This is a genomic window from Erythrobacter sp. 'gip.4 top 5', from assembly GCF_056495765.1.
Genome location: NZ_CP200270.1, coordinates 2,891,665 through 2,903,738 on the forward strand (window position 1 = coordinate 2,891,665; position 12,074 = coordinate 2,903,738).

13 protein-coding genes are annotated in these 12,074 nt (G+C 62.1%); 8 read left to right on the forward strand and 5 right to left on the reverse strand.

Features of this window, described 5'->3' with window-relative positions:
• Positions 1 to 61: 61 nt before the first annotated feature.
• The 8 genes from bchC to pufM all read left to right on the forward strand — a co-directional run bounded on the left by bchC (position 62) and on the right by pufM (position 7,520).
• Positions 62 to 1,009, forward strand: a complete 948-nt coding sequence (gene bchC / locus ACRANW_RS14065) for a chlorophyll synthesis pathway protein BchC (protein ID WP_479432375.1) — start codon at positions 62 to 64, stop codon at positions 1,007 to 1,009.
• On the forward strand, positions 1,009 to 1,998 hold the full coding sequence (locus ACRANW_RS14070) for a chlorophyllide a reductase iron protein subunit X (protein ID WP_479432376.1): 990 nt from the start codon (positions 1,009 to 1,011) through the stop codon (positions 1,996 to 1,998). Before bchC ends, ACRANW_RS14070 begins: the two co-directional genes overlap by 1 nt.
• A 4-nt stretch (positions 1,999 to 2,002) precedes the next feature.
• The gene (gene bchY, locus ACRANW_RS14075; RefSeq protein ID WP_479432377.1) at positions 2,003 to 3,553 is read left to right on the forward strand and encodes a chlorophyllide a reductase subunit Y; all 1,551 of its coding nucleotides are present in this window, start codon (positions 2,003 to 2,005) and stop codon (positions 3,551 to 3,553) included.
• Positions 3,550 to 5,022: a chlorophyllide a reductase subunit Z gene (bchZ, locus tag ACRANW_RS14080; protein ID WP_479432378.1), complete on the forward strand. Its 1,473-nt coding sequence runs from the start codon at positions 3,550 to 3,552 to the stop codon at positions 5,020 to 5,022. Before bchY ends, bchZ begins: the two co-directional genes overlap by 4 nt.
• A gap of 171 nt (positions 5,023 to 5,193) precedes the next feature.
• The gene (gene pufB / locus ACRANW_RS14085) at positions 5,194 to 5,352 is read left to right on the forward strand and encodes a light-harvesting antenna LH1, beta subunit (protein ID WP_479432379.1); all 159 of its coding nucleotides are present in this window, start codon (positions 5,194 to 5,196) and stop codon (positions 5,350 to 5,352) included.
• Positions 5,353 to 5,417: 65 nt separating this feature from the next.
• A complete protein-coding gene (gene pufA, locus ACRANW_RS14090) occupies positions 5,418 to 5,612 on the forward strand; it encodes a light-harvesting antenna LH1, alpha subunit (RefSeq protein ID WP_479432380.1) in 195 nt (64 codons plus the stop codon).
• Positions 5,613 to 5,711: 99 nt separating this feature from the next.
• On the forward strand, positions 5,712 to 6,536 hold the full coding sequence (pufL, locus tag ACRANW_RS14095) for a photosynthetic reaction center subunit L (RefSeq protein WP_479432381.1): 825 nt from the start codon (positions 5,712 to 5,714) through the stop codon (positions 6,534 to 6,536).
• A gap of 12 nt (positions 6,537 to 6,548) precedes the next feature.
• Complete coding sequence (gene pufM / locus ACRANW_RS14100; protein ID WP_479432382.1) at positions 6,549 to 7,520, forward strand: photosynthetic reaction center subunit M; 972 nt, start codon at positions 6,549 to 6,551, stop codon at positions 7,518 to 7,520.
• 178 nt (positions 7,521 to 7,698) lie between these two features.
• On the opposite strand, the gene ACRANW_RS14105 is transcribed toward pufM, so the two are convergent.
• The 5 genes from ACRANW_RS14105 to chlG are packed head-to-tail and all read right to left on the reverse strand — an operon-like array spanning position 7,699 to position 11,971.
• Positions 7,699 to 7,986 (reverse strand): hypothetical protein, encoded by a 288-nt coding sequence (locus ACRANW_RS14105; RefSeq protein ID WP_479432383.1) that lies wholly within the window; start codon positions 7,984 to 7,986, stop codon positions 7,699 to 7,701.
• Between the two features lie 28 nt (positions 7,987 to 8,014).
• Positions 8,015 to 8,497 (reverse strand): TspO/MBR family protein, encoded by a 483-nt coding sequence (locus ACRANW_RS14110; RefSeq protein WP_479432384.1) that lies wholly within the window; start codon positions 8,495 to 8,497, stop codon positions 8,015 to 8,017.
• Positions 8,498 to 8,508: 11 nt separating this feature from the next.
• Positions 8,509 to 9,705, reverse strand: a complete 1,197-nt coding sequence (locus ACRANW_RS14115) for a geranylgeranyl diphosphate reductase (RefSeq protein ID WP_479432385.1) — start codon at positions 9,703 to 9,705, stop codon at positions 8,509 to 8,511.
• Positions 9,702 to 11,063 carry a BCD family MFS transporter gene (locus tag ACRANW_RS14120; RefSeq protein WP_479432386.1) on the reverse strand — a complete coding sequence of 454 codons (1,362 nt, stop codon included), beginning with the start codon at positions 11,061 to 11,063 and terminating at the stop codon, positions 9,702 to 9,704. The genes ACRANW_RS14115 and ACRANW_RS14120 overlap by 4 nt, the downstream gene beginning before the upstream one ends.
• The gene (gene chlG / locus ACRANW_RS14125; protein ID WP_479432387.1) at positions 11,063 to 11,971 is read right to left on the reverse strand and encodes a chlorophyll synthase ChlG; all 909 of its coding nucleotides are present in this window, start codon (positions 11,969 to 11,971) and stop codon (positions 11,063 to 11,065) included. The genes ACRANW_RS14120 and chlG overlap by 1 nt, the downstream gene beginning before the upstream one ends.
• Between the last annotated feature and the right edge of the window lie 103 nt (positions 11,972 to 12,074).

The window sequence follows — 12,074 nt, forward strand, 5'->3', positions numbered from 1 at the left end:
GCAGAATTGGAGTTCCCGACTCGGTCTGCCCTGCTCAACAAACCTCGGAGAGACCGACATAATGCATACCTTGGCCGTCATTCTTGAAGCACCGGAGCGTCTCGCTCTGCGATCGCTTGAGATGAAGCCCATGGAAGCATCGGATGTCGTGGTTGAGGTTGCCTTCAGCGGCATCAGCACCGGCACCGAAAAGCTGTTGTGGAGCGGGCGTATGCCGCCCTTCCCCGGCCTTGGTTATCCCCTGGTTCCCGGATATGAATCCGTCGGCCGGGTTATCGATGCCGGGATCGAGGCGCGCGGACGCATCGGTGACTGGGTCTTTGTTCCCGGCGCCAATTGCTACACCGACGCCCGCGGCCTTTTCGGCGGCACGGCCAAGACCGTGATTGTTCCTTCGGCCCGCGCCATTCTCATTCCTGAAAGCCTTGGTGAATCCGGTACGCTGTGCGCGCTGGCTGCCACGGCGCTCCACGCAATCAAGGGCGGCTTTGCCCGGCGCGAGGCGCTGCCTGATCTTATTATTGGCCACGGCGTGCTGGGCCGTCTGCTCGCCCGTCTGACGCTGGCGCTGGGTGGCACGGCGCCGACCGTGTGGGAAACCAATCCGGCCCGCCGTGAAGGCGCTGTGGGATACCAGGTGATCGACCCGTCAACAGACGAACGCCGCGATTATCACGCCATCTATGACGCCAGCGGCGATGCCAGCCTGGTTGATGATCTGATCATGCGTCTGGCCAAGGGCGGCGAGATTGTTCTGGCCGGCTTCTATTCCGATCGGATCAACTTTGCCTTCCCCGCAGCCTTCATGCGCGAAGCCCATTTCCGTGTCGCTGCCGAATGGCAGCCGGGCGATTTGGCTGAAACCCGCGCACTGATCGAATGCGGACGACTAGGCCTGACCGGCCTGATCACCAACCGGCGTCCTGCCGGTGAAGCGATGGAGGCCTACCCACAGGCCTTCAACGACCCTGATTGCCTGAAGATGATACTTGATTGGAGCGAATGCTGATGTCTGTCCTTGAAAACCAGATGGCTGCCCTTCGCGACGAAGCGAGCTTTGAGCCTGATCCGGTCCACACCGGCGAAATCAAAAGCGAAACGCAGGTTATCGCGATTTACGGCAAGGGCGGGAGCGGCAAGAGCTTTGCCCTGTCCAATCTCAGCTACATGATGGCCCAGCAGGGCAAGCGCGTGCTGTTGATCGGTTGCGATCCCAAATCGGACACCACCAGTCTGCTGTTCGGTGGCAAGTCCTGCCCCACCATCATCGAAACTTCCTCGAAGAAAAAGGCCGCTGGCGAAGAAGTCCGCATTGAAGATGTGTGCTTCCAGCGCGATGGCGTTTTCGCGATGGAACTCGGCGGCCCCGAAGTGGGTCGCGGGTGTGGCGGTCGCGGGATCATTCACGGCTTCGAGCTGCTGGAAAAACTCGGCTTTCACGATTGGGGCTTCGATTACGTCCTGCTCGATTTCCTGGGTGACGTGGTGTGTGGCGGCTTCGGCCTGCCGATCGCCCGCGACATGTGCCAGAAGGTGATTGTGGTTGGATCGAACGATCTGCAATCGCTCTATGTCGCCAACAATGTCTGCCAGGCGGTCGAATATTTCCGCAAGATGGGCGGCAATGTCGGTGTGGCTGGCATGATCATCAACAAGGATGATGGTACGGGCGAAGCCCACGCCTTTGCCGAAGCCGTTGGCATTCCGGTTTTGACCGCTATCCCGGCGAATGAAGACATTCGCCGCAAGAGCGCCAATTATCAGATCATCGGCATCCCCGGCGGCGAATGGGCGAGCCTGTTTGAAGACCTGGCCGTGAACGTGGCCGAAGCACCGCCGGTGCGCCCGACCCCGCTCACGCAGGACGGATTGCTCGGATTGTTCAGCGCGGACATCACCGGCGCCAATGTCGAATTGATGCCGGCCACCCAGGCCGACATGCGCGGCGGCGTCTATGAGACCAAGCCGAGCCTCGAAGTGATTTACGACGAGGCCTGATGCGATGAGCGATGCTTTCCCCACCAACGGCAACCGTGCCCCTGACCGGATCGACCTCGATGCCGGCGCAGTAAAGAGCGGCGGCGCGTGTTCTTCCAAGGACACGATGCGCGAAGCGGCCCGGACAGCGGGCAAGAGCGAGATTCTCGATCAATACGCCGCCGATTACCCGGTTGATGCGGCCGCTGGCCCGCACGATCAGCCGCAATCCATGTGCCCCGCCTTTGGCTCGCTTCGTGTGGGCCTCAGGATGCGCCGCACCGCGACCGTTCTGTCAGGCTCGGCCTGCTGCGTGTATGGTTTGACCTTCACGTCGCACTTCTATGGTGCGCGCCGCACAGTCGGCTACGTGCCCTTCTCCAGCGAAACACTGGTCACAGGCAAGCTGTTCGAGGACATCAAGGAAGCGGTCGAAGGTTTGGCCGATCCGGAAAATTACGACGCCATCATCGTGACCAACCTGTGCGTACCCACCGCCAGCGGTGTGCCGCTGCGGTTGCTGGGCAAGGCGATCAACGGCGTGCGGATCATCGGCATCGATGTTCCCGGCTTCGGCATCCCGACCCACGCGGAAGCCAAAGACGTGCTGGCCGGCGCAATGCTCAATTATGCCCGCGAAGAAGTGGCCGCTGGCCCCGTCGCCGCGCCGCGTGAACGCTCTGATCTGCCCACGGTGACGCTGCTGGGCGAAATGTTTCCGGCAGACCCGGTGGTGATCGGGCAGATGCTGGCGCCCTTGGGTCTTGCTGCTGGTCCGGTCGTGCCGACCCGCGAATGGCGCGAGCTTTATGCCGCGCTCGATTGCGCGGTCGTCGCCGCGATCCACCCGTTCTACACCGCCAGCATTCGTGAATTCGAAGCGGCCGGACGCCCGATCATTGGCTCTGCTCCGGTCGGTGCGGATGGCACGGCGGCCTGGCTGCAATCGCTCGGTGATACGCTCGGCCTGCCGCAGGACAAGGTCGATGCGGTCAAGAACACCATGATCGCTGCCTGCAAGGGCGCGCTGTCAGCCATGCCGATCAAGGGCCGGATCACGGTTTCGGGCTATGAAGGCTCGGAACTGCTGGTCGCCCGCCTGCTGGTCGAAAGCGGCGCCGAAGTGCCTTATGTCGGCACCGCCACCCCGCGCACCAAATGGTCGGATCCTGACCGCGAATGGCTCGAAGCGCGCGGCGTGCACGTACAGTTCCGCGCTAGTCTTGAGCAGGATATTGCTGCGGTTGACGAATACCGCCCCGATCTGGCGATCGGCACCACGCCCGTGGTCCAGCACGCCAAATCCCGCGCGATCCCTTCGCTGTATTTCACCAACCTGATTTCGGCCCGGCCGCTGATGGGCCCGGCAGGCGCTGGCAGCCTTGCCACCGTCATCAACGCGGCGATGGCCAACAAGGCGCGCTTTGATGCGATGCGCGATTTCTTCGAAGGCGTCGGCACCGATCATGCCGCAGGCGTGTGGGAAACTCTCCCCGTCGACCGGCCCAAGTTCCGCAAAAAGTATGCGGCCCTCAACGATGCGGCGCGCAAGGCGTCAGAGGCGGTGGGATCATGACTCTCATTCTCGATCATGACCGCGCTGGCGGCTACTGGGGCGCAACCTACGTCTTTACCGCAGTCAAAGGTCTGCAGGTCATCATCGATGGCCCGGTCGGTTGCGAAAACCTGCCAGTGACAAGCGTTCTGCATTACACCGATGCGCTGCCCCCGCATGAACTCCCCATCGTCGTTACCGGCCTGGGCGAAGAAGAACTGGGCAAGACCGGCACCGAAGGCGCGATGATGCGCGCCTGGAAGGCGCTGGATACCGAGCTGCCTGCCGTGGTCGTCACCGGCTCCATCGCCGAAATGATCGGTGGCGGCGTGACGCCTGAAGGCACCAATATCAAACGCTTCCTCCCACGCACCATCGATGAAGATCAATGGCAATCTGCCGACCGCGCGCTGACGTGGCTGTGGACCGAATTCGGCCCCAAGAAAATGCCCGCCCCACGCGTGCGCAAGGACGGCGATAAGCCCCGCGTCAACATCATCGGCCCCAGCTACGGCATGTTCAACATGCCAAGCGATCTGGCCGAGATCCGCCGCCTGATCGAAGGCATCGGCGCGGAAATTGGCGCGGTCTTCCCGCTCGGCAGCCACCTGGCTGACATCCGCGATCTGGCCACCAGTGACGCGAACGTGTGCATGTACCGCGAATTTGGCCGCAATCTGTGCGAGACATTGGAGCGGCCCTATTTCCAGGCGCCCGTGGGCCTCACGCAGACCACCAAATTCCTGCGCGCTCTGGCCGCGGAACTCGGGCTTGACCCGGAACCGTTCATCGAGCGCGAAAAGCACACCACGATCAAGCCCTTGTGGGATCTGTGGCGCTCGGTCACGCAGGATTTCTTCGGCACGGCGAGCTTCGGCATCGTCGCCAATGAAACCTACGCGCGCGGCATTCGCCAGTTCCTTGAAGAGGATATGGGCCTGCCCTGCACCATCGCCGCATCGCGCTGCGCCGGGGTCAAAACCGATAATCACGCGGTGCGCGAGTCCTTGCACACCAACCCGCCGCTGGTGATGTTCGGCAGCTACAACGAACGCATGTACCTCGCGGAAAAGACCGGCAGCGGTTACGGCCCGAGCACACAGTTCATCCCGGCCAGCTTCCCCGGCGCGGCGATCCGCCGTCATACCGGAACCCCCTTCATGGGCTATTCGGGCGCGACCTATCTGGTGCAGGAAGTGTGCAACGCGCTGTTTGATGCGCTGTTCCACATCCTTCCGCTGGGGACCGAGCTCGACAAGGTCGATCCCACCCCGGCGCGCAATCTGGCGCAGCTTGGCTGGACCGATGATGCCAAGATGCTGCTCGACCAACTGGTTGAAGTGCAACCGGTGCTGGTGCGGATTTCCGCCGCCAAGGCCTTGCGCGACACCGCCGAACGCACGGCGCGTAGCCGCGGGCTGACCACAGTTACTGCAGACTGCCTGGAGGGCAAACTTCCGGCACCACTGCTCGAAGATGCGAGCGCATGATCATCATGCCCGCCTCTTCCCACCCTTTGTCGCTGCTGCGGACCAGATCCGCGACGGCACATCCCTACGCCCCTGAAAATGGGGCTCTCCAATCCACGTGGGGGATCACGCGGGGACTACGACGGGAGCAATCTTGCTCTCGATACTACCCAACTGAACGGAGAAAACCCGATGAACGAACGTATCGGAACGCATCTGACGCCTGAAGAGGCACAGGAAATCCACAAGGGCTTTATGGGCACCTTCGCCCTGTACACCGTGATCGCTCTGGTCGCGCACGCCCTGATGTGGGCTTACAAGCCCTGGATCGGTGCAGGCTTCGGCCAATAATCGTCTGAGGGCCGGCTCAGCCGGCCTTTCAGGACACGCATATCCCTCAAATAAAGGAATTTCCCATGTGGAGAGTCTGGTTTTACTTTGACATCCGTCGCGCCCTCGTTGCCTTGCATGTTGGCCTCGCGGTGCTCGCCTTTTCAATTCACTTCATCCTGCTCAGCACGGATCGTTACAACTGGCTCGAACGCGCTCCTGGCGTGGCCGCACCGGTTCAGGCTGCTATCGAGTCGTCGGAAGCCCCGGCGGCAGGATAACACCTGCTTTAAATGTGAGGGGGCAGGTTCGCCTGCCTGCCTCCCATCACTTTTTGGCAAGAATTTAGCGCCCGCCTTACAGGCGGGAAGGATGGACTTATGGCGCTCCTTAGTTTCGAGCGGAAATACCGCACACGCGGTGGTACATTAATCGGCGGCGACCTCTTCGACTTTTGGGTCGGGCCGTTTTATGTCGGCTTCTTTGGAGTGACGACGGCAATCAGCGCCTTGCTTGGCACGGTTCTGATCTTCGCCGCTGCAACGCAGGGTCCGACACTCAACCCCTGGCTCATCTCGATCAATCCACCCGCGATCGAATATGGCCTCAGCTTCGCGCCGATGGCCGAAGGTGGATACTGGCAGGTCATCACCATTTGCGCTGTCATAGCGTTTAGCTCGTGGGTCATGCGGCAGGCTGAAATCGCCCGCAAACTCGGCATGGGTTATCACGTTCCGTTCGCCTTTTCGGTTGCGGTGTTTGCCTATGTATCGCTCAATGTCATCCGTCCTTTGTGGATGGGCGCCTGGGGCAACGGCTTCCCTTACGGGATCTGGACGCACCTCGAGTGGGTCTCGAACGTCGGATATGCGTTTGGCAACTTCCACTACAACCCTGCACATATGATCGCGATCACGTTCTTCTTTACGAACACGCTCGCGCTCGCGCTGCACGGCGGTCTGGTGCTTTCAGCAGTCAATCCGACTGGCGGAACCGACGTCAAGTCGCCGGAATATGAAGATACCTATTTCCGGGACTTCATCGGCTACTCGGTCGGCACGCTCGGCATTCACCGGGTGGGACTCTTCCTTGCGCTCAGCGCCGGGTTCTGGAGCGCCATCTGCATCGTAATTTCCGGCACCTTGTATGTCGGCAGCTGGATCGAATTCTGGGACTTCTGGAAAAAAATTCCGATCTGGTCGTAAGGAGCCTGATTTATGGCGACATATCAAAACATTTTTACCCAGGTGCAAGTTCAGGGACCGCCCGAAATGGGCGTCCCGCACCTCGATGGTAGCGAGGGCCGCATTGCCCTCGTTGGACACAACTACTGGATGGGCAAGCTGGGCCAGGCCCAGATCGGCCCTGTCTATCTCGGCCTGCTGGGCACCATATCTCTGGTATTCGGCGGATTGGCGATCGCGATCATCGGGCTTAATTTTGCAGCCCAGGTCAACTGGAGCCCGCAAGGCTTCATGCGGGAGTTCTTCTGGCTCTATCTGGCGCCTCCGGGGCCGGAATATGGGTTCAGCCCGTTCGTGCCTCTGAATGAGGGCGGATGGTTTATCCTGACAGGCGCATTCCTGACGATCTCGGTGCTGTGCTGGTTGGGGCGCACCTACACACGGGCCAAAGCGCTCGGCATGGGGATGCACATTCCCTGGGCCTTTGCCTCTGCCATCTGGCTGTTCCTGGTGCTGGGCTTCATCCGCCCGCTTCTGATGGGCAGCTGGTCGGAAGCCGTACCTTACGGCATCTTCGAACACCTCAACTGGACCAACAACTTCTCGCTGGTCTACGGAAACCTGTTCTACAACCCCTTCCATGCGCTCTCGATTGTCTTCCTTTACGGATCGGCTCTCCTTTTCGCGATGCACGGTGCGACGATCCTGGCGCTTGGCCGTTATGGCGGCGAACGCGAGATCGAACAGATTACCGATCGTGGCACGGCTGCAGAACGCGGCGCGCTGTACTGGCGCTGGGTGATGGGCTTCAATGCAAGCTTTGAATCCATTCACCGCTGGGCCTGGTGGTTTGCGGTTCTGACGACGCTTACGGGCGGCATCGGGATCCTGCTGACCGGCACCGTGGTCGATAACTGGTATCTTTGGGCGCAAGAACATTACTATGCTCCCGATACAATCAACTACGATCCGAGCGGTGCGGCGCAGGCCTCCACCGGAAGCTGAGAGCCAGCCGGGCCTTCACAGGCCCGGCTTCTCCCACCTGGATAGAAAAAACCCGGCGCGGACTTTGGTCCGGCCGGGTTTTTCTTTGTCTTGGTTTTGTGGAGGCGCGGGGCGAGGGAATGTGTGTGGAAGGCGGGGAAGCAGGGGAGCGGGTCTGCCTTTTCCCGGCCAGTCCCGGTCAGTCGTGGTGCGGCTTATCGGCGCCAAACCGTGTGCGCAGGTCCATCAGATGCAAGGGCAAGGATGCAGCCAGCGGCACAGCCACCCACCACCAGTCGGCCCCCACCAGCGCGGCGCGCAACCCTAGCACGATCAACGCTGCGGTGCCGAGCAGGCCGACAATGGCCTGCCCGCTCCAGCCCCGGTATCGCCGCAGCCACACCGCCTCGATCGCAAGCACGCCAAGGATCACGTCAGCCGCGTGGCCGTTATCGAACAGGATTGCGGTGAGGTCCGCGCCGGTCATAGAAGGCCCCCTGCTTTTGCCCCCAAGGTCAGCCGAACGGCGCGTTCAGCTGAACAACCGCCCAGTTGAGCGCGCCGGCAAATGTCACCCAGCCGAGGTAGGGCACCAGAAACAGGGCCGCCGTCTTGGAGAAGCGGCCGCAGTAGATGATGAGCACGAGGATCGAGAGCCATAGCAGCGTCAGCTCGTAAAGGGCCCAATCTGGGCGCTGGAGCCGGAAGAAGATCAGGCTCCAACTGATGTTGAGAAACCCGTTGAGTGCAAACAGCCCCAGCACCCATTCTGCCTGCGCAGACCGGGGCGCAGCGCGCCATGCGGTGATGCCGGCCACGGTGATCAGCGCATAGATCACGGTCCACCCCATCGGGAACACAAGGTCGGGCGGGTTCCAGTCCGGCTTGGCCAGCGCCTGATACCAGGGGCCAAGGTCCGTGACCGTTGCGCCAAGCGCGGCGACGCACAGTGCCGCGGCTGTCGCCACGGTCACTGGGATCATCATCATTCTGTTCATGGGCGCGAGCGTTAGCGGGTTGCAGCCCTCAAGCCTAGCAGATGCGCGGTATCTTTCAGGAAGATCTTGACGTGCGCCATCGGCTTTTTGCGGACCAGCTTCTTGTGCATGTAGGATTGCCAGGTGAGTTCCTGCACATCCTTGTCATCGCACATGGTGACAAAGCGTTCGCGGCGCTTGTCGGACGAATACCAGAAATATTGCATCATCCCCAGCACCCAGAACACAGTGCCGTGTTCCTTCATGAAGGCCTTGCGCGCGCCGCGCAGCTGTTTGGCGTCGCCGGTCTTGAGGAAGGCGGACGCAGCCGTGCCGACCACGCGGCCACACACCATGGCGTAATAGATCCCCTCACCCGAAGCGGGTGCCACGACACCTGCGGCATCGCCGGCCACAATCACGTCTGCGCCATTGTCCCACCGCTTGAGCGGCTTCAACGGGATCGGCGCGCCTTCGCGGCGCAGCGTTTCACAGCGGTCAAGGCCCAGATCATCGCGCATCGTGGCGATTGCGCCGCGCAAGGAAAAGCCCTTGTTGGCGCTGCCCACGCCGATGCTGGCGGTGTCGCCATGCGGGAACACCCAGGCGTAGAAATCGGGCGACAGGCGGCCCTGGTAATAGACATCGCAGCGCGTCGCATCGAACTGTTCGGAATTGCGCGCCGGAGCCTTGATGATCTCGTGATAGGCGAACACGCAAGGGATGCGCTCCGCGCCGACGAGACATTGCTTGGCGACGGCAGATCGCGCACCGTCCGCGCCGATGACGACACGGGCGCGCACCCTTTCAATCGGTGCTCCGCGGCTGCGGCGGAAGGTGACGATCGGGTGCGCTTCATCATCCCGCTCGATCTTTTCGAAGGTGGCGGTCAGCCGTTCGGCGCCGGACTCCTCTGCGCGCACACGCAAGGCTTCGTCGAACTCCTCGCGGTCGACCAGGCCGACATAGCCGATCTCGCCCACCGGCATATCCACCGCGCGGCCCGAGGGCGCAATCATCCGGGCCGAGCGTGCCTTGGCGACCAGCAAGGATTGCGGAATATCGAAATCGGCGAGCAAGCGCGGCGGGATCGCGCCGCCGCAAGGCTTGATCCGCCCACCGCGCTCCATCAGCAGCACCGAATGGCCCGCAAGAGCAAGATCGGTGGCCGCCGTTGCACCCGAAGGCCCGCCGCCAATGATGACCGCGTCATAAATGGTCTCGTTCATGCGAAAATCTCCCTTTCCTGCCGCGCGATGCCGGCCTGAATGGCCGCACCCCCGGTCGCCTTCACGGCAAGTATGGCCGCCAGCACAAATGCCGCCGCCTCGATCATGAAAACCAGTTGAAATGCTGCGCCGTCGCTCGCCAAAGAGCGCCGCGCCAGATCCACGCCGACCGCGCCGGTCAGCCCGCCAAGGCCAAAGGCGATGGCCTGGCTTGCGCCCCACACGCCCATGCGTACGCCTTCGCGCGTTTTGGCGCCTGCGCCTGCCAGACCCATCATCGCGCCAATCGCGGCAACCGCGAAAACGCCATTACCAAGGCCGAGCACAAACACATTCGCGCCGAGCGGCCAGCCCGGCCCCGCCACCGCCGCCAGCGCCAGCGCGCCAAGGCCGGTTGCGGACAGCAGGCATCCGCACACGACCCAGATGCGCAAGCCATCGGGCCGCTTGCCGCTGAGGGCGCTACCACCGATGCCGGTGATGATCATGCCCAGCAAAATGCCCGCCTGATGCTGCCCGCCCAGCTGCGTCGATTCGCCCGGCGTCATGCCAAAAATCAGGCCCGCAAAGGGTTCAAGGATCAGGTCCTGCATCGAAAAGGCGATCATCGAGACAAAGATGAAGATGGTAAAGCGCCGCGCCGCGGGCTCATTCCAGATCTCAGCCATGGCGGCGCGAAAATCAGGGGCCGTGTCAGATGACGCCGCATGGCCGAACCGCCCCGCCTGCCGTTCCAGCCGGAAGGTCGCCAACACGGTCAGCGTCACGGTCGCCAAGGCAAGGCCGCCCGCCACGATCAAAAGCCGCTCAGGCGAATAAGGCTTGAGCAATTCGCCCACTGTGATCGCCGAAACCACAATCCCGGCGACCATCATGATCCAGGTCACAGCCGCTGCCGCCGCGCGGCGTTCCGGCGCGACTCCGCTCGCCAGCAACGCCAGCGCCGATGTGCCGCCGGCGCCCACGCCGACGCCGATCAGGGCATAGGCCAGCACCGCGAGCGCAAAGCCGGCACCAAAGGCACCGTCCATGATCAAGGTCGCCTGAACCGCCAGCAGTCCGCCTGCCGCCAGCACGGCAACACCGCCAATGATCCATTTTGTTCGGCCGCGCCCTTTGTCGGAGGAATGGCCCCACAACGGACGGCCGAGCTGCACAGCATAATGCCACGCCACCAATCCCGCCGGGATCGCGGCGAGCAATTCCAGCTCAACCACCATCACCCGGTTCAGCACCGTGGTCGCCAGCATCACCAGCGCGCCGATACTCGCCTGCACCAACCCGATGCGGACAATGGCCAGCCAGCCAAATCCGGGAAGTGCGGTCTGTGTCAGAGGCGAGGCGAGCGAACCATGCACTATATATAGCCGCCAAGGCCCAACGCCGCCGCCAGCATTCCGAGGACATATAAAGTCACGCCCACGCCGTTATACCACGGTGCGTTCTTGGCCGGGTCACGGATAAGCTTGGGCATCGCAGCGATCTGCGCCACCAGCACAGCGGTCACGATCAGCGCCGAAAGGCCAAAACCCCAAATGGCCAGCAGGGCAATCACAACAATCTGCGCCACCGCCATGGTGGTGCAGGCGAGCCTTGCCGCAACGCTCACGCCCATCACGACAGGCAGCGATGTAAGGCCGGTCTGGCGATCGCCTTCGACCGCCTTGAAATCGTTCAGCACCATAATCCCGTGCGCGCCCAGCGAATACATCACCAACACGCAGATGACCTCGACCGAAGGCATGGACCCCAGCATCACGGCGGCGCCGGTAAACCAGCTGAGCCCTTCATAGGTCAGTCCGCACACCAGCGGGCCGAGCCAGCCATTGGCCTTGAAGCGCAATGGCGGGGCGGAATAGGCCCAGGCAAACGCGAGGCCAACAAGTCCTGCAACAAACACGATGGGACCAAGCAGCCAGCCGATGCCCGCTGAAATCAGCGTGGCAATAATGGCAATATACAGCCCCCAGCGACCCGGAATGCGACCCGAAGGGATCGGGCGATTGGGCTCGTTGATGGCATCGACATGGCGATCAAACCAATCATTGACGGCCTGGGACGTGCCACACACCAGCGGCCCGGCAAGCAGCACGCCGCCCGCAACAAACCACCAGCGACCCTCAAGCCCGGCGCCGGACGAAACCGCCCCGCACATAAAGGCCCACATCGGCGGGAACCATGTGATCGGCTTGAGAAGCTCCAGCACGTCGCGCGGACGCGGCGCGGATCTGGGACGCACACCAGGCGGCGGCGCCGGATCGGTCACAGGACGAGTCGAAGAAACAGAGCGATCCATATGTCAAAGCTATGCCTGACAGATGAAAGCGTCAAATTGTTTTGACACTTTTTATTGCGATTGGGCTGATTTT

Bases quoted from the DNA above. Each gene is read 5' to 3' on its own strand.
- bchC (WP_479432375.1), top strand. From the start codon at position 62: ATGCATACCTTGGCCGTCATTCTTGAAGCACCGGAGCGTCTCGCTCTG.
- ACRANW_RS14070 (WP_479432376.1), top strand. From the start codon at position 1,009: ATGTCTGTCCTTGAAAACCAGATGGCTGCCCTTCGCGACGAAGCGAGC.
- bchY (WP_479432377.1), top strand. From the start codon at position 2,003: ATGAGCGATGCTTTCCCCACCAACGGCAACCGTGCCCCTGACCGGATC.
- bchZ (WP_479432378.1), top strand. From the start codon at position 3,550: ATGACTCTCATTCTCGATCATGACCGCGCTGGCGGCTACTGGGGCGCA.
- pufB (WP_479432379.1), top strand. From the start codon at position 5,194: ATGAACGAACGTATCGGAACGCATCTGACGCCTGAAGAGGCACAGGAA.
- pufA (WP_479432380.1), top strand. From the start codon at position 5,418: ATGTGGAGAGTCTGGTTTTACTTTGACATCCGTCGCGCCCTCGTTGCC.
- pufL (WP_479432381.1), top strand. From the start codon at position 5,712: ATGGCGCTCCTTAGTTTCGAGCGGAAATACCGCACACGCGGTGGTACA.
- pufM (WP_479432382.1), top strand. From the start codon at position 6,549: ATGGCGACATATCAAAACATTTTTACCCAGGTGCAAGTTCAGGGACCG.
- ACRANW_RS14105 (WP_479432383.1), bottom strand. From the start codon at position 7,986: ATGACCGGCGCGGACCTCACCGCAATCCTGTTCGATAACGGCCACGCG.
- ACRANW_RS14110 (WP_479432384.1), bottom strand. From the start codon at position 8,497: ATGAACAGAATGATGATGATCCCAGTGACCGTGGCGACAGCCGCGGCA.
- ACRANW_RS14115 (WP_479432385.1), bottom strand. From the start codon at position 9,705: ATGAACGAGACCATTTATGACGCGGTCATCATTGGCGGCGGGCCTTCG.